At 71.9% G+C, this 19,821-nt stretch carries 21 protein-coding genes; 9 read left to right on the top strand and 12 right to left on the bottom strand.

Features of this window, described 5'->3' with window-relative positions; translation table 11 throughout:
- Nucleotides 1–68 precede the first annotated feature (68 nt).
- On the bottom strand, nucleotides 69–1,571 hold the full coding sequence (locus KBA23_RS00840) for a YifB family Mg chelatase-like AAA ATPase (protein WP_290735532.1): 1,503 nt from the start codon (nucleotides 1,569–1,571) through the stop codon (nucleotides 69–71).
- A 236-nt stretch (nucleotides 1,572–1,807) separates the two neighbouring features.
- Here KBA23_RS00840 and KBA23_RS00835 point away from each other — a divergent pair, with 236 nt between their 5' ends.
- The 3 genes from KBA23_RS00835 (at nucleotide 1,808) to KBA23_RS00825 (ending at nucleotide 4,830) form a co-directional block, all read left to right on the top strand.
- Entirely contained in the window at nucleotides 1,808–2,689 is an 882-nt protein-coding gene (locus tag KBA23_RS00835; protein WP_290735529.1) for an RNA polymerase factor sigma-32, read from the top strand.
- Nucleotides 2,690–2,770: 81 nt separating this feature from the next.
- The gene (locus KBA23_RS00830; protein ID WP_290735528.1) at nucleotides 2,771–3,637 is read left to right on the top strand and encodes a ChaN family lipoprotein; all 867 of its coding nucleotides are present in this window, start codon (nucleotides 2,771–2,773) and stop codon (nucleotides 3,635–3,637) included.
- Nucleotides 3,634–4,830 (top strand): TIGR03862 family flavoprotein, encoded by a 1,197-nt coding sequence (locus KBA23_RS00825; protein ID WP_290735525.1) that lies wholly within the window; start codon nucleotides 3,634–3,636, stop codon nucleotides 4,828–4,830. Before KBA23_RS00830 ends, KBA23_RS00825 begins: the two co-directional genes overlap by 4 nt.
- On the opposite strand, the gene KBA23_RS00820 is transcribed toward KBA23_RS00825, so the two are convergent.
- Nucleotides 4,827–5,258: a PaaI family thioesterase gene (locus KBA23_RS00820; protein WP_290735523.1), complete on the bottom strand. Its 432-nt coding sequence runs from the start codon at nucleotides 5,256–5,258 to the stop codon at nucleotides 4,827–4,829. The genes KBA23_RS00825 and KBA23_RS00820 overlap by 4 nt on opposite strands.
- An 85-nt stretch (nucleotides 5,259–5,343) precedes the next feature.
- On the opposite strand from KBA23_RS00820, the gene KBA23_RS00815 reads away from it, so the two are divergent.
- Nucleotides 5,344–6,135, top strand: a complete 792-nt coding sequence (locus KBA23_RS00815) for an enoyl-CoA hydratase (RefSeq protein ID WP_290735520.1) — start codon at nucleotides 5,344–5,346, stop codon at nucleotides 6,133–6,135.
- 278 nt (nucleotides 6,136–6,413) lie between these two features.
- Here the strand turns inward: KBA23_RS00815 and rpmG are convergent, their stop codons facing one another.
- From rpmG to serS, 6 genes are all read right to left on the bottom strand, one after another.
- Nucleotides 6,414–6,581, bottom strand: coding sequence for a 50S ribosomal protein L33 (gene rpmG, locus KBA23_RS00810; protein WP_009572866.1), 168 nt, complete (start codon nucleotides 6,579–6,581; stop codon nucleotides 6,414–6,416).
- A gap of 125 nt (nucleotides 6,582–6,706) precedes the next feature.
- Entirely contained in the window at nucleotides 6,707–7,165 is a 459-nt protein-coding gene (locus KBA23_RS00805; RefSeq protein ID WP_290735501.1) for a universal stress protein, read from the bottom strand.
- Between the two features lie 220 nt (nucleotides 7,166–7,385).
- Nucleotides 7,386–7,844: a DUF6644 family protein gene (locus KBA23_RS00800; protein WP_290735497.1), complete on the bottom strand. Its 459-nt coding sequence runs from the start codon at nucleotides 7,842–7,844 to the stop codon at nucleotides 7,386–7,388.
- 15 nt (nucleotides 7,845–7,859) lie between these two features.
- Entirely contained in the window at nucleotides 7,860–8,228 is a 369-nt protein-coding gene (locus tag KBA23_RS00795; protein WP_290735494.1) for a DUF6152 family protein, read from the bottom strand.
- A gap of 38 nt (nucleotides 8,229–8,266) precedes the next feature.
- Complete coding sequence (locus KBA23_RS00790; protein ID WP_290735491.1) at nucleotides 8,267–9,007, bottom strand: VIT1/CCC1 transporter family protein; 741 nt, start codon at nucleotides 9,005–9,007, stop codon at nucleotides 8,267–8,269.
- Between the two features lie 33 nt (nucleotides 9,008–9,040).
- Complete coding sequence (gene serS / locus KBA23_RS00785; protein ID WP_290735488.1) at nucleotides 9,041–10,333, bottom strand: serine--tRNA ligase; 1,293 nt, start codon at nucleotides 10,331–10,333, stop codon at nucleotides 9,041–9,043.
- Nucleotides 10,334–10,540: 207 nt separating this feature from the next.
- Between serS and KBA23_RS00780 the strand changes: the two genes are divergently transcribed.
- The gene (locus tag KBA23_RS00780; RefSeq protein ID WP_290735485.1) at nucleotides 10,541–12,097 is read left to right on the top strand and encodes a trimethylamine methyltransferase family protein; all 1,557 of its coding nucleotides are present in this window, start codon (nucleotides 10,541–10,543) and stop codon (nucleotides 12,095–12,097) included.
- A gap of 24 nt (nucleotides 12,098–12,121) precedes the next feature.
- On the opposite strand, the gene KBA23_RS00775 is transcribed toward KBA23_RS00780, so the two are convergent.
- Nucleotides 12,122–12,397 carry a DUF6477 family protein gene (locus tag KBA23_RS00775; protein ID WP_290735481.1) on the bottom strand — a complete coding sequence of 92 codons (276 nt, stop codon included), beginning with the start codon at nucleotides 12,395–12,397 and terminating at the stop codon, nucleotides 12,122–12,124.
- Between the two features lie 270 nt (nucleotides 12,398–12,667).
- On the opposite strand from KBA23_RS00775, the gene KBA23_RS00770 reads away from it, so the two are divergent.
- The 4 genes from KBA23_RS00770 to KBA23_RS00755 all read left to right on the top strand — a co-directional run bounded on the left by KBA23_RS00770 (nucleotide 12,668) and on the right by KBA23_RS00755 (nucleotide 17,479).
- Entirely contained in the window at nucleotides 12,668–13,801 is a 1,134-nt protein-coding gene (locus KBA23_RS00770) for a DUF6456 domain-containing protein (protein ID WP_290735478.1), read from the top strand.
- A 125-nt stretch (nucleotides 13,802–13,926) separates the two neighbouring features.
- Entirely contained in the window at nucleotides 13,927–15,024 is a 1,098-nt protein-coding gene (gene ychF, locus KBA23_RS00765) for a redox-regulated ATPase YchF (RefSeq protein ID WP_290735475.1), read from the top strand.
- 243 nt (nucleotides 15,025–15,267) lie between these two features.
- Complete coding sequence (locus KBA23_RS00760) at nucleotides 15,268–15,900, top strand: acyl-homoserine-lactone synthase (RefSeq protein WP_290735472.1); 633 nt, start codon at nucleotides 15,268–15,270, stop codon at nucleotides 15,898–15,900.
- Nucleotides 15,901–15,967: 67 nt separating this feature from the next.
- A complete protein-coding gene (locus KBA23_RS00755) occupies nucleotides 15,968–17,479 on the top strand; it encodes an AAA family ATPase (protein ID WP_290735469.1) in 1,512 nt (503 codons plus the stop codon).
- A gap of 102 nt (nucleotides 17,480–17,581) precedes the next feature.
- Here KBA23_RS00755 and KBA23_RS00750 read toward each other — a convergent pair whose 3' ends face one another.
- The 3 genes from KBA23_RS00750 to KBA23_RS00740 all read right to left on the bottom strand — a co-directional run.
- Complete coding sequence (locus KBA23_RS00750) at nucleotides 17,582–18,523, bottom strand: glutaminase (protein ID WP_290735466.1); 942 nt, start codon at nucleotides 18,521–18,523, stop codon at nucleotides 17,582–17,584.
- A gap of 81 nt (nucleotides 18,524–18,604) precedes the next feature.
- Nucleotides 18,605–19,369: a TIGR02186 family protein gene (locus KBA23_RS00745; RefSeq protein WP_290735463.1), complete on the bottom strand. Its 765-nt coding sequence runs from the start codon at nucleotides 19,367–19,369 to the stop codon at nucleotides 18,605–18,607.
- Nucleotides 19,366–19,821 (bottom strand): sulfite exporter TauE/SafE family protein (locus KBA23_RS00740; protein WP_290735460.1); only part of this gene is annotated, 456 nt, incomplete at its 5' end. The genes KBA23_RS00740 and KBA23_RS00745, both read right to left, overlap by 4 nt.

Below are 19,821 nucleotides of genomic sequence, written 5' to 3'. Positions count from 1 at the left end.
GCGCGCCGCGGGCGAGACGGCGCCGCTCTTGCTCCCTCGACGCGGCGCCTCGGCCCGCCCGGCGGAGGTCAGAACGCGAGCCGGTAGCCCACCGCCTCGGCGACGTGGCGGCGTTCGACCGGGGCGGAATCCTCGAGGTCAGCGATGGTGCGCGCCACCCGGATCACCCGGTGGTAGCCGCGCGCCGACAGTCCGAACTTGCGCGCAACGTCGGAGAGCAACCTCCGGGCGTCCTCCGTGGTCTCCGCCACGGCGTCCAGAAGGTCACCCTCGGCGTCGGCATTGACGGAGACGCCCGGAATGTCGGCATAGCGCGTGCGCTGGGTCTCGCGGGCGCGGGCCACCCGGGCGGCGACGGCCGCGCTCGGCTCGCCGGGGGCGGCCTCGGCGAGGTCCTCGACCGCGACCTGCGGGGCCTCGACCCGCAGGTCGAAGCGGTCCATCAGCGGCCCGGAGATGCGCCCGAGATAGTCCGCCCCGCAATCGGGCGACCGCGCGCAGGCCCGCGCGGCGTCGGCGAGGTGCCCGCAGCGGCAGGGGTTGGCCGCCGCCAGCAGCATGAAGCGGCAGGGGTAGCGCACATGGGCGTTGGCGCGGGCCACCACCACGTCGCCGGTCTCGATCGGCTGGCGCAGCGTCTCCAGCACGGCCCGCGGGAACTCGGGCAACTCGTCGAGGAACAGCACCCCGTGGTGGGCGAGGCTGATCTCCCCCGGCTTCGCGCCCTTGCCCCCGCCGACGATCGCCGCCATCGAGGCGGTGTGGTGCGGTGTCCGGAACGGGCGCTCGCGCGATATGCCGCCTTCGGCCAGCAGTCCGGCGAGCGAATGGATCATCGAGGTTTCCAGCGCCTCCGCCGGTTCCAGCGGCGGCAGGATCCCCGGCATCCGTGCCGCCAGCATCGACTTGCCCGACCCGGGCGGCCCGACCATCAGCAGGTGGTGCCGCCCCGCCGCGGCGATCTCCAGAGCGCGCTTGGCCTTTTCCTGTCCCTTGACGTCGGCGAGATCGCGTGGCGCGACGCCGGGCGGGGCGAGGCCGGGCTGCGCCGGGGCGAGCGCCGCGCGCCCGGTGAAGTGGTTGACGAGCGCGAGGAGCGATTTCGGCGCAATCACCTGCACCGCGCCGACCCAGGCCGCTTCCGGCCCGCAAGGCGCGGGGCAGATCAGCCCGCAATCGGCCTCCGCCGCCGCAACGGCCGCGGGCAGCGCCCCGATCACCGGGACCAGCGAGCCGTCGAGCGACAACTCCCCCAGCGCCACGTTCCGCTCGATCGCGTCCCGCGGCGCCACTTCCATCGCCGCAAGCACGGCAAGCGCGATGGGCAGGTCGAAATGCGAGCCTTCCTTCGGCAGGTCGGCGGGCGAGAGGTTCACGGTGATGCGCTTGGCCGGCAGCGCCAGCCCCATGGCCGTCATCGCGGCGCGGACGCGCTCCTTGGCTTCCGTAACCGCCTTGTCCGGCAGGCCGACGAGGTTGAAGGCGGGCAGCCCGGCGGAAATGGCGCACTGCACCTCGACGAGCCGGGCCTCGACGCCCTGAAATGCCACCGTGTAGGCGCGCGCGACCATTCGCCCCTCGCTCGAGTTGCCGGAGGCTTGGCCCGTCGCCGTTAGCGCCCGGTTAACGCCGTCGGCGCCGGGCGGAAATCTCTCCCCACCGCGCCGCGGCGGTCACTGCGGGCGCATCGGAACGAAGCGACGGGATCGGCGTTACCTTCCTGCGTCGATCTGGGGCCCGGATCGCCAGGCTTCGGGCTCCGCAGTTGCCGGGGCCCTCCCGGGCCTCGTTCAGAGGAGGGCGCCGAATGGCTTTCGACGACGCCGGTTTCCGAAATCTGAGGCGGCGCGCGCTGGGCGCGGAGATGCTCGACGCCGAGACGGAGCTGAACCTGGCCCGCGCATGGCGCGAGCATGGCGACGAGCATGCGCTCCATCGCTTGGCGAACGCCTACATGCGCCTGGCCATTTCGATGGCGGCCCGCTATCGCCGCTACGGCGCGCCGATGCCCGACCTCGTGCAGGAAGCGGGCGTGGGATTGATGAAGGCGGCTGACAAGTTCGACCCCGACCGCGGGGTGCGGTTCTCGACCTACGCGGTGTGGTGGATCAAGGCCTCGATCCAGGACTATGTCATGCGCAACTGGTCGCTGGTGCGCACCGGCTCGACATCATCACAGAAGGCGCTGTTCTTCAACCTCGGCCGCGTGCGCGCCCAAATCGAGCGCGAGGCGTCGGCCAATGGCGAGAAGCTGGATGGCTGGCGCCTGCGGGAGATGATCGCCGAGGAGATCGGTGTTCCGCTCCGGGACGTCGAGATGATGGACGCGCGGCTCGCCGGCGCCGACTTCTCCCTCAACGCGCTGCAGTCCGGCGAGGAGGGGCGGGAGTGGCTCGATGCGCTTGAAGACGATGCCCCGCAGGCCGCCGAAACCGTCACGCGCCGGGCGGATATCCTCCGGGCGCGTGCATGGCTCGCCGAGGCGATGGGCGCGCTCAACGCCCGCGAGCGGATGATCATCGTCGAGCGCAAGCTCCGCGATGGGCCCCGGACTCTGGAGAGTCTCGGCCAGGAGCTCGGCCTTTCCAAGGAGCGCATCCGCCAGCTGGAAGCACAGGCCCTGCTGAAGCTGCGCCGACGTCTCGAATGCACCACCGGATCCGCCGCCGAAGCCCTCGCGAGTGCGTGACGGCGCCGGGCGGCGCCTGTGGCGTGACCCGGTCGCGTCTCCGTGCGATAGTTCATCCCTTCCGTCGCCCGAGGAGCAGGGATGGCATTCTCCGCGTTGCAGATCGCCTTCGCGCTGCTCGCGGCGTCGTGGGGCGCCGCGGCGGCCGGCGCCGACGACGCGGCGCTCGCCGATTTCGTGGAGCGGGCGCGGGGCGCCGACATCGTCTTCCTCGGCGAGAGGTACGACAATCCCGAGCATCACCGTCGACAGGCCGAGATCGTGCGCGCCCTCGCGCCGGCCGCGATCGTGTTCGCGATGATCCCGCAGGACCGCGAGGCGGAACTGAACGCCGTGCGCGAGGCGGGCGGCGACCACGCGGCGCTGAGGGTTGCGGCAGGATGGCCCGCGAGCGGCGGGCCGGAGTCCGAGGCCTGGGCAAGCATCGTGGACGCCGCTCCGCATGCGCGAATCTTCGGCGCGGCGCCGTCGCGCGAGGCGTTGCGCGAGGCCGCAGAACAGGGCGCCGCCGAAGCCTTCGGACCGGACGCCGCGATCTACGGCCTCGACGTTCCCCTCGATCCGGTGGAGCAGGCGGCGCGCGAGGCCACGATGCGCGCCGCCCGTTGCGAAGCCGTCGCGGAGGACGCGTTGCCCGGAATGGTGGAGGCGCAGCGTTTTCGCGACGCCGTCATCGCCGACGCGACCCTCTGGGCGCGGATCATCACCGGCGACGCCCGGGTGGTGGTGATCGCCGGGACCGCCCACGCCGACCGTCTCCGCGGCGCGCCGGCGATGATCGCGCTCGCCGAGCCGGGGGCGAGCGTCGTCACCCTCGGCCAGTTCGACGACGACGCGCCGGCGCCGGGCGAGGGCGCCTTCGATGCGGTGTTTCTCACGCCGGCGCCGGCCGGCCGGATCGATCCTTGCGCCGGCCTGCTCGCGCCGGATGACCGGAGCGGCGATTGACGCCCGAGGCTTGCGACGCGCTGGTGATCGGAGCCGGCCCCGCCGGGCTGATGGCGGCCGAGACGCTGGCTACGGCCGGCCGGCGGGTGGTCGTCGCCGAGACGAAGCCCTCGATCGGCCGCAAGCTGCTGATGGCCGGCAAGTCCGGCCTGAACCTCTCCAAGGACGAGCCGCCTGCGGCCTTTGCCGCCGCCTATCCGGAGGGAGGCGAGCTCCTCGCGCCGATCCTCGCAGAGTTCGGTCCCGACGACGTGGTCGCCTGGGCGAACGGCCTCGGCGTCCCGACCTTCACCGGCAGTTCCGGCCGGATCTTCCCCGTGGCGATGAAGGCCTCGCCCCTGCTACGCGCCTGGGCCGCCCGCCTTGCCGCGCTGAACGTCACGATCCGCACCCGCTGGCGCTGGACGGGGTGGCGGGACGGGGCCGCCACGTTCGATACCCCCGATGGCGAGACCGGTCTCCATCCCCGCGCGACCGTCCTTGCTCTCGGCGGCGGCTCCTGGGCCCGGCTGGGCTCCGATGGCGGCTGGCAGGCGATCCTCGCCGCCGAGGGCGCGCCGCTCGCGCCGTTTCGTCCCTCCAATGTCGGCTTCCGCCGCGCCTGGTCGGCGCCGATGGCGCGGCACTTCGGCGCGGCGGTCAAGCCGGTCCGCCTCGCCGCCGGCGGCCGGAGCGCGCGCGGCGAGTTCGTCGTCTCCGCCGGCGGGGTCGAGGGCGGCGGCATCTACGCGATGGGGCCGGAGTTGCGGGCCGGCGCCGCGCTCGTGCTCGACCTCGCGCCGGACCTCGACGCGACGGCGGTCGCTGCGCGCCTCGCTCGCCCGCGCGGCCGCGTCAGCCTCGCCAACCACTTGCGCCGCACGCTCGGCCTGTCGCCCGTCAAGATCGCCCTCCTGCGCGAGCTCGCGGGCCCGGCGCTTGCCGATCCGGCTGCCACGGCCGCCGCGGTCAAGGCTTTGCCCCTGCCGCTCGACGGGCCGCGGCCGATCGACGAGGCGATCTCGACTGCCGGCGGTCTGTCGTTCGCCGGGCTCGACGCCGGCCTGATGCTCCGCGTCAGGCCGGGCGTCTTCGCCGCGGGCGAGATGCTCGACTGGGACGCCCCGACCGGCGGTTACCTCCTGACCGCCTGCCTCGCCACCGGCCGCCATGCCGGCCGGGCGGCCGCCGGATGGCGCCCCGGCCGGACCTAGACCGCGGTCCCGCGCCCGGGTGGGATCGCGTAGGTGAGGCCGGCCCGCGCCACCGGTTCGGCGACGCCCTCGGAGAAGATCAGGACGTCGCCGACCGACAGGCTGCGCCCGAGCTTCAGCAGCCTGGCCTCGGCGACGAGCGCGCCCGGCGCGGGCTTGCGCAGGAAGTCGATCGAGCAGTTCGTCGTCACCGTCAGCGGCTCGGGACCGATCATGGCGAGCGTGACGATATAAAACGCGACGTCGGCGAGCCCGAACATCGCCGGCCCCGACACCGTGCCGCCCGGCCGCAGATCGGTCTCGCCCGCGGTCATCCGCACCCGGGCGCGGAACGGCTCCAGCCCGACGATCTCGAACCGGCCGGCCATCTGCGGAAACACCTCCGCGAGGAAGGCGTGCAGTTCGGGAATGGACATCTTCGTCCGCATCTGGCCTATCCGGTCCGGGCGCGCGGCGCCAATCTGGGGCGGAGCCTGTCGCGGGACGCGGCGGATCGCAAGAGGAGGACCAGACATGGCCGATACCCTGGTGCTGCGTGAGGATGAGGATGCGGTCGCGACCCTGACCCTCAACGATCCCGCCCGCCTCAACGCATTGTCGACGGGGATGCTGACGGCGTTGCAGGCCGAACTCGACCGGCTCGCCGAAGACCGGAGCATCCGCGTGGTGATCCTGCGTGGCGCCGGCCGCGCTTTCTGCGCCGGGCACGACCTGCGCGAGATGACGGCGGCGCGCCAGTCCGAGGACGGCGGCCGCGCCTTCTTCGAGGCGCTCTTCGCCCAGTGCGCCGCGATGATGATGACGCTGCCGCGGCTCCCCCAGCCGGTGATCGCCGAAACCCACGGCATAGCCGTGGCCGCCGGCTGCCAGCTCGTCGCCGCCTGCGATCTCGCGGTCGCGGCGCACGGGACGCGCTTCGGGGTAAATGGCGTCAACATCGGCCTGTTCTGCTCGACGCCGATGGTGGCGCTGACCCGCAACCTCGGTCGCAAGGCCGCCTTCGAGCTGCTGACCACCGGCGAACTGGTCGAAGCGGAGGAGGCCCGCCGACTCGGCCTCGTCAACCGCACGGCCGCGCCCGAGGCCCTCGCCGAGACGACCCGCGCCCTCGCCGGCGCTGTCGCCGGCAAGCTCGGCCCGGTGGTCGCGATCGGCAAGCGCGCTTTCTACGAGCAGGCCGAACTGGGGCTCGGCGACGCCTACGCCTATGCCGGGGCGGTGATGACGCGGAACATGCTGCGCGAGGACACCGCCGAGGGCATCGACGCCTTCCTCGCCAAGCGCCCGCCCAACTGGAACCAGTGATACCGGCGAGACTACCAGGCCACCCGGCGCAACACGGGCTAACACGCGTGATAGATAGGGTAACCACCTGAGTACGCACGATAAACGGGCCAAAGGTCAAAAAGGTCCGCGAGTCGTTTCATGAGCCCGCCGGTATGATCCGCTCGGGGACCGGTCGGCGCGTGGCGCCGATTCGGCCCGAAGCATCCGGTCGCGAACGCCGACGGCCCGGCGCTGCGAAGCGCCGGGCCGTCACGGGCGTCGGGTGATCGCGGCCGGCCTCGCGGGCCGGCGGGCGGTCACTTGATCTTGCCTTCCTTGTATTCGACGTGCTTGCGCGCGACGGGGTCGTACTTCTTGACGACCATCTTCTCGGTCATCGTCCGCGCGTTCTTCTTCGTCACGTAGAAGTGCCCGGTGTCGGCCGTCGAGTTCAGCCGGATCTTGATCGTGGTGGGCTTCGCCATCGTCTTGTCCTTCTCGGCGCGGCGCTCGCCGCGCGCATCGACCGGCCCCGCGGGCGGAACCAGAAAACCAGATCGCTCTTCTACCCGCTCCGCGCCGCCTGTCAAGGCGGAGGGTCGGGCCGCGTTCAGGTCGTGGCGGCGATCTGCTCCTTGGTCATCGAGCCCGGCACGATGGTGATCGGCACCCCGAGCTCGGCCATCCGCCTCCCGGTCAGGGCGCTGACGACGGGCCCCGGGCCGGCCTTGTCCACTCCCGCGCCGAGGACGAGCACCCCGATCTCGGGGTCGGACTTCACATGCTGGATGATCACGTCCACCCGGTCGCCCTCGCGCACCGCGAGGGTCGGGGTAACGCCCTCGCGCTTCTCCATCCGGTCCTTGAAGATCTGGAAATGCGCCTCGATCTTCTCGCGCGCCTCGGCCCGCATGACGTCGGCGACGCCGAGGAAGTGCTGGAACTCCTCGGGGTCGACGATGGCGAGCATCTCCACCCCGCCGCCGGTCTTGGAGGCCCGGATCGCGGCGTAGCGCATGGCGTTCAGCATCTCGGGCGTGTCGTCGAGGATGATCAGGAATTTCCTCAAGGGCGCCTCCCGGGGTCAGGGCGGCGATCTTCGGCGAAGGGGGAGGCGGGAGCAACGGGGTTTCGTCCGCCGGGCGGGAAGGGGAGATTCTGCAAGCGTCGGCAAGGATTTGGGCGATGCACAACCCATGCACGACCCATGCACGACGCATATGCATAGAAAAACGGTCGGGAATGATGGGTCGGTTTCGGCCAGTTGAAGCGCCGGGGGCGGCGCGGGCTCAGTCGAGGTATCCGAGCCAGCGCCCGGCGACGATCACGGCGAGCCAGGTCAGGAGCGAGGCCGCGCCCGCCAGCCGGAGCAGCCCGGGACGCACCGCGTGGATGCGCGGCCCGGTCAGCAGGAGCGCGTTCGCCGCCCCGAAGGCCACCAGCGCGAGCTTGGCGCGAAAGAGCGGCATCGCCGCGTATTCGGTCGCCCGCACGCTGAAGAGCGCGAGGCCGCTCGCGACCGCCAGCGCCAGCCCGCTCGCGGCGACCGGCCGCAGCGTCTGCGTCAGCCCGGCGAGCGGAACCGACCGGAACAGCCCGAGCATCCGCAGGTCGAGCGGCAGGATCGAACCGAACAGCGCCGCCAGCCCGACGACGTGGAGGGCGTTGACGAAGGGATAGGTCCAGCGCGACCAGCGCAGGCTCTCGGCGAAGGCCGAGCCCTCGATCGCGGCGAGGAGATGCTCCACCGCGCGATCCCCGCCTCAGCTGCGGTCGGGATAGAGATCGTAGGTCACGCCCGCGAGGATCACCCGCTCCGCCTTCATGCGCAGCTCGTCCGGGTCGGCCGAGCGGTGGCCCTCGAGCGTGATCGCGACGCCGGGCATCAGCTCGGCCTCCGGCAGCCCGGCCTCGGCGTGGCGCCAGGGCTGGCCGAGCTCGACCACCCACATCGCCTTGTCCGCCGCCTCGACGGTCAGGATTCCATGCGGGTTGCCGAGCCGCACCTCGCGGATCACGCCTTCGAGCGTGAACTCCGCCCCTTCGGTCCAGCGCCAGCCGTGATGGGCCCGCGCGATCCGCGGCGCCGCCGCTGACGCGACCAGCGCCGCGACGAAGCTCCGTCGCCGCATCGGATCCTCCCCCTGTCGCCCCAGACCATAGTGCGTGCTCACCGGAACGCCAGCCCGACCAGATAGGCGACCACCGCGCAGACCCCGCCGACCAGAACGGTCTCGCCCACGCAACGCGCGAGCCCCTGCGTGGTGGCCCGCCAGCGCAGGAGGCCGAGCGCGACCAGGGCCGCGAAGGTCATGCCGAGCGACAGGCGGAAGGCGGCCTGCTGCGGCGGCAACACGAAATATGGCCAGAGCGGCATGGAGCCGAAGGTCAGGAACGAGACAAAGGTCGCGAGCCCCCGCGCCGCCGGCTCGTCTCCGGTCGGGTCGGGCAATTCCAGCTCGTACTGCATCATGAAGTCGGCCATGAACTCGGGATTGCGCGCCATCACCTCGGCGATGGTCCGCGCATCGCCGGGGTTGAGCCCGCGGCGCCCGAGCAGCTCCACCACCTCCGCCCGCTCGAATTCCGGGTTGGTCCGGATCTCGGCCAGCTCCCGCGCCCGGACCGAGACGTAGACGTCACGCTCCGACCGGCTCGACAGGAACTCCCCGAGCCCCATCGACGTGCCGTCGGCGAGGAGGTTGGCGAGCCCGAACAGCAGCACCGCCATGCCGCCGACCGTCGCCGCGCCCTCCGCGCCGGCGCCGGCGAAGCCCGCCACCACCGAGAATGTCGTCACGATCCCGTCGTTGCCGCCGTAGACGATCTGCTTGAGGAACTCCTGAAGCCGCCCGATCCTGTGCTCTTCGCGCCGGTGTCGCGCGAACGCCGTCGCAAACCCCTCCGCCATGCCCGCTCTCCCCCGACACCCGGCCGGGAGAGCCTAGACGAGCCGCCCCTCCGGGTCGATGCGGGTGGCGCCGCGCAGGTAGGGATGGAGCGCCGCGGGCAGCGTCACCGAGCCGTCCGCCTGCTGGCCGTTCTCCAAGACCGCGATCAGCGTGCGTCCGACCGCGAGCCCCGAGCCGTTGAGGGTATGGACGAATTCCGGCTTCTCGCCCTCGGCCCGGCGGAACCGCGCGTTCATCCGCCGCGCCTGGAAGTCGCCGCAGTCCGAGCAGGAACTGATCTCGCGATAGGTGTCCTGCCCCGGAAGCCAGACTTCGAGGTCGTGGGTCCGCCGCGCGCCGAAGCCCATGTCGCCGGTGCAGAGGACGACGACGCGATAGGGAAGCTCCAGCGCCTGGAGCACGGCCTCGGCGCAGGCGGTCATCCGTTCGTGCTCGGCCCGGCTGTCCTCCGGCCGGGTGATCGACACCATCTCGACCTTCTCGAACTGGTGCTGGCGCAGCATCCCGGACGTGTCCTTGCCCGCCGATCCCGCCTCCGAGCGGAAGCACTGGGAATGCGCGGTCATCCGGAGCGGCAGCCTCGCGTCCTCGACGATCTCGCCGGCGACGAGGTTGGTCAGCGTCACTTCCGACGTCGGGATCAGCCACCAGCCGTTGGTGGTCTGGTAGCTTTCCTCGGCGAACTTCGGCAACTGGTTGGTGCCGTACATCGCCTCGTCGCGCACGAGGACCGGCGTCCAGACCTCGGCCAGCCCGTGCTTCTCGACATGCAGGTCGAGCATCAGCTGCGCCAGCGCCCGGTGGACCCGGATCGCCGCGCCCCTCAGCACGACGAAGCGGCTGCCGGAGAGCTTCGCCGCCGCGGCGAAGTCCATCCCCGCCGCCGCGCCCGGGATCTCGAAGTGCTCGCGCGGCCTGAAGTCGAAGCGCCGCGGCGCGCCCCAGCGGCGCAGCTCGACGTTCGCCGTCTCGTCCGCGCCGTCCGGCACGTCGTCGCAGGGGGCGTTCGGCAGCCCCATGAGCAGGTCGCGGAGCGCGCCGTCCGCCTGCGCGGCCTCGGCCTCGGCCTCGGCGATCTCGTCCTTCTTCGCGGCGACGAGCCCGCGCAGCCGCGCGAACTCCGCCTCGTCGCCCCGGGACTTGGCCGCGCCCACCGCCTTGCTCGCGGCGTTGCGCTCGGCGAGCGCGGTCTCGGCGGCGTGGATCAGTTCCCGCCGCCGCGCGTCGAGCGCGAGGATCTCGCCCGACATGGGCGCGAGCCCCCGCCGGCGCAGCGCGGCGTCGAACGCCTCGGGCGTCTCGCGGATCAGGCGGATGTCGTGCATGGGCTTCCCCGGTCTGGCGGCGGCGTGGGCGTAGGACGGATGGCGGCGCCGTGCAAGTGTCCGCGCGGCGGCGCGGTGCGCCGTTCTCCGGCGGGCGCTTCGCGCCGGGCCGGAAATGTCGCGGGCGGCGCTTCCGGCGGCGGAAAGGAGCAGGCGGCGGGCGCGGGCTCGGCTAGATGGAGGCAGGCGCGGCCGGAGGAGAACGCCATGAACGATGTCAGCGAAGCCGTTGCGGGCGGAAGGCGCCAGCGGGGCGGCGGCGGCGCGGCGCGCCGGGCCGAGCGCACCGCGCACCGCATCGAGGCGGCGCACTTCATCCGGCGGCGGATCCCGAACTTCGAGATCCTCGACGAGGAGGGGCTGGCGCTGATCGAGGCCAACGCCGATCTGGTGCTGGAGGAGATCGGCGTCCGTTTCTCCGACAATCCCGAGGCGCTGGAACGCTGGAAGGCGGCCGGGGCCGACGTGCGCGGCGACCGCGTGCACCTGCCGAAGGGCCTCGCGCGCAGCCTGTGCCGGACCGCGCCGTCGTCCTTCGTCCAGGCGGCGCGCAATCCCGAGCGCAACGTCGAGATCGGCGGCAGGAACCTCGTTCTCGCGCCGGTCTACGGGCCGCCCTTCGTGCGCGACATGGAGAACGGCCGCCGCTATGCCACGATCGCGGACTTCCGCGACCTGGTGAAACTCGGCTACATGTCGAAATGGGTGCACCATTCGGGCGGCACGCTGTGCGAGCCGACCGACGTGGCGGTGAACAAGCGGCATCTCGACATGCTGCTGGCGCACATGACGCTCAGCGACAAGCCGTTCATGGGGTCGGTGACGGCGCCCGAGCGGGCGGCCGATTCCGTCGAGATGTGCCGAATCCTGTTCGGGGCGGACCGGGTCGGGCCGGAATGCTTCATGACGAGCCTGATCAACGTCAACTCGCCGCTGGTGTTCGACGCCACCATGATGGGCGCGCTCGAGGTCTATGCCCGCGCCGGGCAGGCGACGATCGTCTCGCCGTTCATCGTCGGCGGCGCCATGGCCCCGGTCTCGGTCGCGGGCACGCTGACCCAGGTTCTCGCCGAGGCGATGGTGGGCGTCGCCTATTCGCAGCTGATCAATCCCGGCTGCCCGGTGATCTTCGGGGCCTTCGTCACCTCGATCGACATGAATTCGGGGGCGCCGACCTTCGGGACGCCCGAGGCGTCGAAGATCCTCTGGGGCGCGGGCCAACTCGCCCGCCGCCTGAACCTGCCCTTCCGCTCCGGCGGCGGCCTCTGCGGCTCGAAGCTGCCCGACGCGCAGGCGGCCTACGAGAGCGCCAACACGCTCCAGGCCGCGCTGCTCGGCGGCGTCAACTTCATGCTCCACGCCTGCGGCTGGCTGGAAGGGGGGCTGGTGACGAGCCTGGAGAAGTTCGTGATGGACGCCGACCAGCTCGGCGTCCTGCATTCGCTCGCCGAGGGGGTCGATCTTTCCGGGAACGGCCAGGCGCTCGATGCGATCCGCGAGGTCGGGCCGGGCGGGCACTATCTCGGCTGCGCCCATACCCAGGCCAACTTCAAGACGGCGTTCTGGCGCACGGAGGTGCTGGACTACCGCCCGTTCGAGACGTGGTCCGAGGCGGGCGGTCCCGATAGCGTGACGCTGGCCAATCGCCGGATGCGCAGGCTGCTGTCGGAGTACGAGGCGCCGGCGCTCGACAGCGGCGCGGCCGAGGCGCTGGCCGACTTCGTCGCGCGGCGCAAGGCCAGCGAGCCCGACGCCTTCGCCTGACGCCCGCGCCGCCGCCGGGGTGCCTCAGCAGGCGGGGGTGAGGCGGGCCTCGGCGAGGATCGCGGTCAGCACGGCGACATGGCGCTGGATGTTGTAGGTCGCGCCGCCGGCGGTGCGCGTGGTTTCGAGCCGGCGCTCTTCGGCCAGCAGCGGCTGCATGGCGTCGCGCGAGGCGCTGGCGTGACGCACGAGCCGCTTCAGGTCGCGCTCCCGGCAATACTCCGAGATCCCGGCGCGCGCGGCGCGGATCAGGATCTTCGGGCGGCGGAGTTCGGCGAGAGCGGAAGCGGCTGCGGTCATTCTGTCCATCCCTGTGAAGCGTGTTCTTGACGCTCCGGGTGTGGCACGGGTCCGTGGGGTGTTGCACAACCATAAGATGTATCGCGCGCCGGGCGGTTTCCACTAACAAATTGAAATATAACAATATTAGGAATCGTTAAGACCCTTTTTACGAATCAACCATAGGACGAGTTTTGCGAAAAAACTGGTCAATCTGAGGACTTCGTCTTGTCTCATGCGACCGCCGCGCCCACAGCGTCCGCGCCCTCTTCGCGCCGTTCGCAGGAACCCATGCCGACCTGGCTTCCGGAGGTCGCGGCCACCTATCTCGCCCACACGTCCGCAGGGATCCCGATCAGGGCGCTGGCGCGGGCGAAAGGCTGTCATGCGTCCACGATCCTGCGCCAGGTGCGCCGGGTCGAGGCCTGGCGGGACGACCCGCTCGTCGACGAGGCCCTCGAGCGCCTCGGGCGAAGCCACGTCCTTCCCGCCGATCCGTCAACGAACGAGGAGTTGTCGCCCATGTCCCCACAGGCCCTTCGCTCCGGCCTCCAGCAGGAAGATCAGGCCGCGGCGCGGATCGAGCGGGAGGCGCGACGAATCCTGCGCCGGCTCTGCGAGAAGGGGGCCTTTCTCGCCGTCGCCCCGACGATGGAGAAGGCGGTGGTGCTGCGCGAGGTCGTGCCGGGCAAGCAGAACCGCATCGCCGTCGTCGATCGCGACGTCGCCCATGCCTTCGCGCTCCAGGAATGGATCGCCTGCGAGAAGGCCGGCAAGATCGCCTGCTACGGCATCACCGCGGTCGGTCGCGCCGCGCTGAAGCGGCTCCTGACCGAGGAGCGCATGGAGCGGGGGCCGCAGGCGGCGGCCGGGTTCGCCGAGGGACCGACGCCGTTCCAGTCGCCCTTTCAGGAGCAGCACCGCTTCTTCGCCGAGCGCGAGGTCATGGCCGAGGACGGTTCCGGCGAGCGGCGGCTGCGCTTCAACCTCGCCGAGAGCCCGCTCAGCGTCCTCGGCCGCAAGCGGGACAAGGACGGCGTTCCCTACCTGAAGGCCGACCTGATCGAGGCCGGCGAGCGGCTGCGCGAGGATTTCGAGCTCGCGCAGCTGGGGCCGCGGGTCGCCCAGAACTGGGACCGCTTCCTGACCGCGGGCGGCCGCGGGCAGCTGCAGGCCGGGCGTGGCCAGGCGGAGGGGCCGCAGGACGCCCGCGTTCGCGTCGCCAAGGCCATGGAGGCGCTCGGCCCCGGCCTCTCCGACGTCGTGTTCCGGGTCTGCTGCTTCCTCGAGGGGCTGGAGACGGCCGAGAAGCGTCTCGGCTGGTCGGCCCGGTCGGGCAAGGTCGTCCTGAAGATCGCGCTGGAGCGGCTGGCCCAGCACTACGGCGTCGCCCGCGTCGGCGCGGACCGACGCGCCATGCAGTAGCCCTCCGGGGCCTCCCCTCACCCTCCGATGCGTGGCCGGACGCCGACCGGGGCCGCCCCGCGCTTGCGCGCGGCGGCCCGGTTGCGTAGACGCCCCCCTGCACATCCGCCGGAGCGGGAGGGGTCATGGGCTTTCGGACCGGGATCGTCGGGCTGCCGAACGTCGGCAAGTCGACGCTGTTCAACGCGCTGACGCGAACGGCGGCGGCGCAGGCGGCGAACTTTCCCTTCTGCACCATCGAGCCGAACGTCGGCGAGGTGAACGTGCCCGACCCGCGCCTCGACCGGCTGGCCGGGATCGCGAAGTCCAAGGCCATCATTCCGACCCGGATGACCTTCGTCGACATCGCCGGGCTGGTGCGGGGGGCGTCGAAGGGCGAGGGGCTCGGCAACCAGTTCCTCGCCAACATCCGCGAATGCGACGCCATCGCCCATGTGCTGCGCTGCTTCGAGGATGACGACGTGACCCATGTCGAGGGTCGCGTCGATCCGGTGGCGGACGCCGAGACCGTCGAGACCGAGCTGATGCTCGCCGACCTCGAAAGCGTCGAGAAGCGGCTCGCCGGGCTCGCGCGCAAGCTCAAGGGCGGCGACAGGGAGGCGGCCGACCAGGCGCGGCTGCTCGAGGCGGCGCGGGCGGCGCTGGCGGACGGCAGGCCGGCGCGAACGGTCGAGGTGGCGGCCGAGGACGCGCGGACGTGGCGGCTGCTGCAACTGCTGACCTCCAAGCCGGTGCTCTATGTCTGCAACGTCGAGGAGGCGGCCGCGGCGACGGGGAACCGGCATTCCGCGGCGGTGGAGGCGAAGGCCAGGGCCGAGGGCGCCGGGTGTGTGGTGATCTCGGCGGCGATCGAGGAGGAGATCGCCCAGCTCGACGACGCCGGGCGGGCGGAGTTCCTCGAAGCGATGGGGCTGGAGGAGGCGGGGCTCGACCGGCTGATCCACGAGGGCTACCGGCTGCTCGGGCTCTCGACCTATTTCACTGTCGGCCCCAAGGAGGCGCGGGCCTGGACGATCCCGGCCGGCACCCCGGCGCCGCAGGCGGCGGGGGTCATCCACGGGGATTTCGAGAAGGGCTTCATCCGGGCCGAGACCATCGCCTACGACGACTTCGTCACGCTCGGGGGCGAGCAGGGGGCGAAGGAGGCGGGCCGGATGCGCTCGGAGGGCAAGACCTACCGGGTCGCCGACGGGGACGTGCTGCACTTCCTGTTCAACACCTGACGCCAACCCCGCTGGATCGATCCGGTCGATGCAGCGCGGATCTCGCAGGTATCCCCGCCAATTTCGACCGTTGGCGAAATCGGCACGCGAAGCCGCTGCCCGTCGCGCGGCAGGACATGCCGTTGCGCGGCCGTGCGCTGCACAGTACGCGCATGTTGCGATTTGGTGAATCGCGGCGCACGCTCGGAAATTGTTAGGGTTGGTTCGTGTATTCGGTGCAAACGAATTCTAAAGGACCCGAACATGATCCGCTTTCTCTACGGTGACCAGCTCGAAAACTTCCCCTATCTGAAGAAGACGATGCTTCAGGACCGTGCCGTGCAGTTCAAGGAGCGGCTCAACTGGGACGTCACCGTGAATGAAGCCGGCGAGGAGACCGACGAGTACGACGCGCTCAATCCGCTCTATGTCATCTGGGAAGGCCCGGACGGCCGGCACGGTGGGTCGATGCGCTGCCTGCCGACGCTGGGGCGGACCATGACGGCGGAGCATTTCCTGCACCTGACCGACGGCGTGCGCATCGAGAGCCCGTTGATCTGGGAGGTGACGCGCTTCTGTCTCGCGCCGCATTCCGGGCCGGGCGTCGCGGCGGCGCTGATGCTCGCGGGCTGCGAGTTCGGGATGCGCTTCGGCCTCGAGCAGTGCCTCGGCGTCTTCGACGCGCGGATGCCGCGCATCTATGGCCGCATCGGCTTCTCGCCGGACGTGATCGGCACCGACGGCGAGGGTCGCGACGGGATTTCGGTCGGGATCTGGACCTTCACCGATGAGGCGCGCCGGACGATCTCGCAGCGCTCGGGCATTCCGGCCGCGCTCGCCGAACGCTGGTTCGACGCCTCGTTTTCCGCCCCGGCGCTCGCCGCCGAGGCCGCCTGAGGCTGGCCCCGGCCGCCGGCGCCCGGTAGAACCGGGGTGACGGCGGCGGCGCGGGGCACGGCTCTCCTTGGAATTCTCCGACGACCAGGCGGCGGCCTTCGCGCGGATCGCGGCCACCCTGCGCGGCGCTGGGGTCGACATCGAGGCCGGCGCGATCCTGCCGGAGGGCGAGCCGCAGAAGGCGCTGGCGGTGCTTGGCCGCGCCGGGTCGGGCAAGACCATGCTGCTCGCCGAAGTGGTGACGCGGCTGATCGGGGCGGGGCTCGAGACCGTCTCGGGCGACTACGAGAGCCGGCGCGGCCGGTCGAGGCGCAGCGTCGCGGTGCTCGCCCCCACCAACAAGGCCGCGAGCGTGCTGCGCCACCGCGGCGTGCCGGCGACGACGCTGCACCGGGTGCTCTACACGCCCCTTTATCATCCCGACTACGAGGCGATCGCCGAGTGGCTGACCGGCAAGGGCCTGCGGCCGAAGGTCGAGGGCCTGACCGACGCGGCGCTCGACCGCGCCGAGGCGTCCTATCGCACCCATCTCTCGATCCCGGGCGCGCTGGCGGCGGCGGGGCTGCGCGGCTCGGACTTCATCAAGGGCTGGAAGCGGCGCGAGGAGCCGCTCGACATCGGGCTTGTCGACGAGGCCTCGATGCTCGACGCGCGGCAGTTCGAGGATCTGGAGGGTCTGTGCCGGACGCTGGTCCTGTTCGGCGATCCGGCCCAGCTCGCCCCCGTGGGCGGGGGCGGGGCGATGGTGTTCGACACCCTGCCCGAGGAGCGGCGGCTGACGCTGGCGCGGGTGCATCGCCAGGCCGCGGGCAACCCGATCATCGACCTCGCCAATGCGCTCGGCGATCCGGCGGTCGATTTCGCGCGGTTCGAGCGCATGGTGCGCGAGACCGCGGCGCGGGACGCGCGGGTGGTGATCGCGCCGCGGGTGGACGCGACGGCGATGGCGCGGGCGCCGGCGCTGGTGTGGCGCAACGCGACGCGGGTTCGGCTGATCGAGGCGTTCCGGCGGGCGCACGGGGCGCCGGTGGACGCGCTCCTGCCCGGCGAGCCGCTGGTCTGCGACGGGATCGAGCTGCCGCTGAAGCATCGCCGCAAGCGCATCGACCTCGAGGCGCGCGGGCTGATCAAGGGGACGCAGGCGATCTATCTCGGGCCCGGCCGCCGGCACGGCTTCGCGCGGCTGTGGCTGCCGGGGGCGGAGGAGCCGCAGATCGGGGTCGCGAGCATCATCCAGATCGAGAGCCCGGGGGCGGAGGAGCCGTTCATCCCGACGGCGGCGAACATGGGGGCGGTGTTCCTGCACGGCGCGGCGGTGACGATCCACAAGGCGCAGGGCTCGCAGTGGCGGCAGGTGCAGGTCTTCGCCCCCGACCTCTGGGCGGCGGCGCAGTCTGGGCGCGAGGAGGCGGGGGCGCCACTCTGGAAGCGGCTCGCCTATGTGGCGATCACCCGGGCGGAGGAGCGGCTTGCCTGGGTGACGCGCTATGCGCTGGCTCGGCCGACGGAGCCGCTCGGGGTCGAGGATCTGCGGCGGCCGGGCGGGCAGGGGCGGCTGGAGCTGGCGGACGGCGGGTGATTCTCGAAGGCGGGGTCGGCGCGCCGGGGGCAGCGCCGGCCTCGGGGGGCTGAAGCCCCCGCTCGGCCGGCGCTCGGGCCAGCGGCCCGTAAGGCGGCCCGCTCAGCCGCCGAAGATCGACCAGCCGGCGCGGGCGGCGAGGAGTTCGAGGGCCTCGGAGCCGAGGAGCGAGTTGCCGACGGCGTTGAGGCCGGGAGACCAGACGGCGATCGCGGCGCGGCCGGGCGCGACGGCGAGGATGCCGCCGCCGACGCCGCTCTTGCCGGGCAGGCCGACCTTGAAGGCGAACTCGCCTGAGCCGTCGTAGTGGCCGCAGGTCAGCATCAGCGCGTTGAGACGTCGGGCGCGGGCCGGGGCGACGACGCGGGCGCCGGTCAGCGGGTCGCGGCCGCCGGCGGCGAGGAACAGGCCGGCGCGGGCGAGCTGGCGGGCGGTCATGGCGATGGCGCAGTGGTGGAAATAGACGCCGAGGACGTGCGCGACCGGGTTCGTGAGACGGCCGAAGCCGTGCATGAAGTGGGCCAGCGCGAAGTTGCGGTCGCCGGTCTCGTGCTCGGCCCGGGCGACGGCCTGGTCGATCGCGATGTCCTCGTCGTCGGCGAGGAAGCGGACGAAGCGGAGGATCTCGCCGATCGCCTCGCGGGGGGTGTGGCCGGCGAGGACCATGTCGGCGACGGTGATGGCGCCGGCGTTGATGAACGGGTTCCGCGGCCGGCCCTGCTCGTGCTCGAGCTGGACGATGGAGTTGAACGGGTCGCCCGAGGGCTCGCGGCCGACGCGGTCCCAGACCCGGTCGCCGAGCCGGCCGAGGGCGAGGGTGAGCGTGAAGACCTTGGAGACGGACTGGATCGAGAAGGGCTCGTCGGCGTCGCCGGCGGCGAAGGTCTCGCCCTCGGGGGTGACGACGGCGATGGCGAACTTGCGCGGGTCGACGTGCGCGAGCGGCGGGATGTAGTCGGCGACCTTGCCGGCGCCGAAGCGGGGCGCGAGTTCGTCGTGGATCCGGGCCACGAGGGCCTGGAGGTCCGGCTCGGCAGGGGGCACGGGAAACCTCGCGGGCAGGTGCGGCGGCAGGTTACGCCGACGCGTCGCCCGGGTCCACGGCGGGGGCGGCCGGTCGTCCGGTCAACGGCGGGCAAGGCGGAAGGCGGCGGCGGCGAGCCAGCCGGCGGCCAGTGCGACGGCGACGGACAGCAGGCCGTAGGCGAGCGGGCGGTTCTGCGCGAGGTTGTAGAGCCAGCGTTCCACCCCGGCCTTCTCGACGGTGATCGCGGTCGCGCCGTTCGAGATGATCTCCCTGTCGCGCACGAGGAAATACTCCGTCGCATACTCCCCCTCGACGAGGTTGGTCGGCAGGTGGAAGCGGGCCTGGAACAGCGTCTCCTCGGCCAGCTTCACGCCGCCCTCCGCGTCGACGAAGAGACCGTCGGCGAGCCTGAGCCGCACCGCGGCCTCGGTGAACTCCGTCGTGTCGGCCAGCGTCGGGTGGGCCGCGACGCGGCGCGTGGCCTGGTCGAGGCCGATCTGCCAGCGCAGGCGCTCCGTCTCGGTGAGGATCTCGTCGATCGGGCGGGTCGTCGCCACGGCGTAGTAGGAGGGGACGCGGCGGACCCGGACTTCCTCGGCGTTGAGCCAGATGCCGAAGCGGCGCTCCTTGCGCCGCACGACGATGCTGAGCGGCGGGCCCTGGAGCGTGATGACGATGTCGATCGGATCCTCGCCGACCGGGATCGGCGCGTCGCGGCGGATGGCGCCGAACACCAGCACGTCGGAGCCGGTGAAATCGGCGGTGAGCGCGATGTTCTCGGTGGAGATGCCGGTGACGACCGTCTGCGCCGCGACGGGGGCGGCGAGGGCGCAGGCGATCGCGAGGGCGGCGGCGCGGATCACCGCCGCACGCTGATCGAAAAGAGCTCGTCGGGCCGCAGCACGAGGTCGAGCAGGAGCCGGAAGCCGACGAGGATGACGAGGACGGCGAGCAGGATGCGGAGTTGCTCGGCGCGCAGCCGGCTGGAGAGGCTCGCCCCGACCTGCGCCCCGACGACGCCGCCGACGAGGAGGAGGACGGTCAGCACCACGTCGACGCTGTGGTTCTGCACCGCTTGCAGGATGGTGGTGAAGGCGGTGACGAAGAGGAACTGGAAGAGCGAGGTGCCGATGACGACCTTGGTCGGCATCCCGATCAGGTAGATCATGGCGGGCACCATGATGAAGCCGCCGCCGACGCCCATCATCGCGGCGAGCACCCCGACCGCGGCGCCGATCACGAAGGGCGGGATGGCGCTGACGTAGAGCTGCGAGGTGCGGAAGCGCATCTTCACCGGCAGGCCGTGGGCCCAGGT

Source organism: Amaricoccus sp. (assembly GCF_017995835.1).
Lineage (GTDB): Bacteria > Pseudomonadota > Alphaproteobacteria > Rhodobacterales > Rhodobacteraceae > Amaricoccus.
This window is presented reverse-complemented; position numbering and strand designations above follow the sequence as displayed.

What these genes read in the sequence shown, in the direction of transcription:
- KBA23_RS00840 (WP_290735532.1), bottom strand. Translation starts at nt 1,571, where the DNA reads ATGGTCGCGCGCGCCTACACGGTGGCATTTCAGGGCGTCGAGGCCCGG.
- KBA23_RS00835 (WP_290735529.1), top strand. Translation starts at nt 1,808, where the DNA reads ATGGCTTTCGACGACGCCGGTTTCCGAAATCTGAGGCGGCGCGCGCTG.
- KBA23_RS00830 (WP_290735528.1), top strand. Translation starts at nt 2,771, where the DNA reads ATGGCATTCTCCGCGTTGCAGATCGCCTTCGCGCTGCTCGCGGCGTCG.
- KBA23_RS00820 (WP_290735523.1), bottom strand. Translation starts at nt 5,258, where the DNA reads ATGCGGACGAAGATGTCCATTCCCGAACTGCACGCCTTCCTCGCGGAG.
- KBA23_RS00815 (WP_290735520.1), top strand. Translation starts at nt 5,344, where the DNA reads ATGGCCGATACCCTGGTGCTGCGTGAGGATGAGGATGCGGTCGCGACC.
- rpmG (WP_009572866.1), bottom strand. Translation starts at nt 6,581, where the DNA reads ATGGCGAAGCCCACCACGATCAAGATCCGGCTGAACTCGACGGCCGAC.
- KBA23_RS00795 (WP_290735494.1), bottom strand. Translation starts at nt 8,228, where the DNA reads ATGCGGCGACGGAGCTTCGTCGCGGCGCTGGTCGCGTCAGCGGCGGCG.
- KBA23_RS00790 (WP_290735491.1), bottom strand. Translation starts at nt 9,007, where the DNA reads ATGGCGGAGGGGTTTGCGACGGCGTTCGCGCGACACCGGCGCGAAGAG.
- serS (WP_290735488.1), bottom strand. Translation starts at nt 10,333, where the DNA reads ATGCACGACATCCGCCTGATCCGCGAGACGCCCGAGGCGTTCGACGCC.
- KBA23_RS00780 (WP_290735485.1), top strand. Translation starts at nt 10,541, where the DNA reads ATGAACGATGTCAGCGAAGCCGTTGCGGGCGGAAGGCGCCAGCGGGGC.
- KBA23_RS00775 (WP_290735481.1), bottom strand. Translation starts at nt 12,397, where the DNA reads ATGACCGCAGCCGCTTCCGCTCTCGCCGAACTCCGCCGCCCGAAGATC.
- KBA23_RS00770 (WP_290735478.1), top strand. Translation starts at nt 12,668, where the DNA reads ATGCCGACCTGGCTTCCGGAGGTCGCGGCCACCTATCTCGCCCACACG.
- ychF (WP_290735475.1), top strand. Translation starts at nt 13,927, where the DNA reads ATGGGCTTTCGGACCGGGATCGTCGGGCTGCCGAACGTCGGCAAGTCG.
- KBA23_RS00760 (WP_290735472.1), top strand. Translation starts at nt 15,268, where the DNA reads ATGATCCGCTTTCTCTACGGTGACCAGCTCGAAAACTTCCCCTATCTG.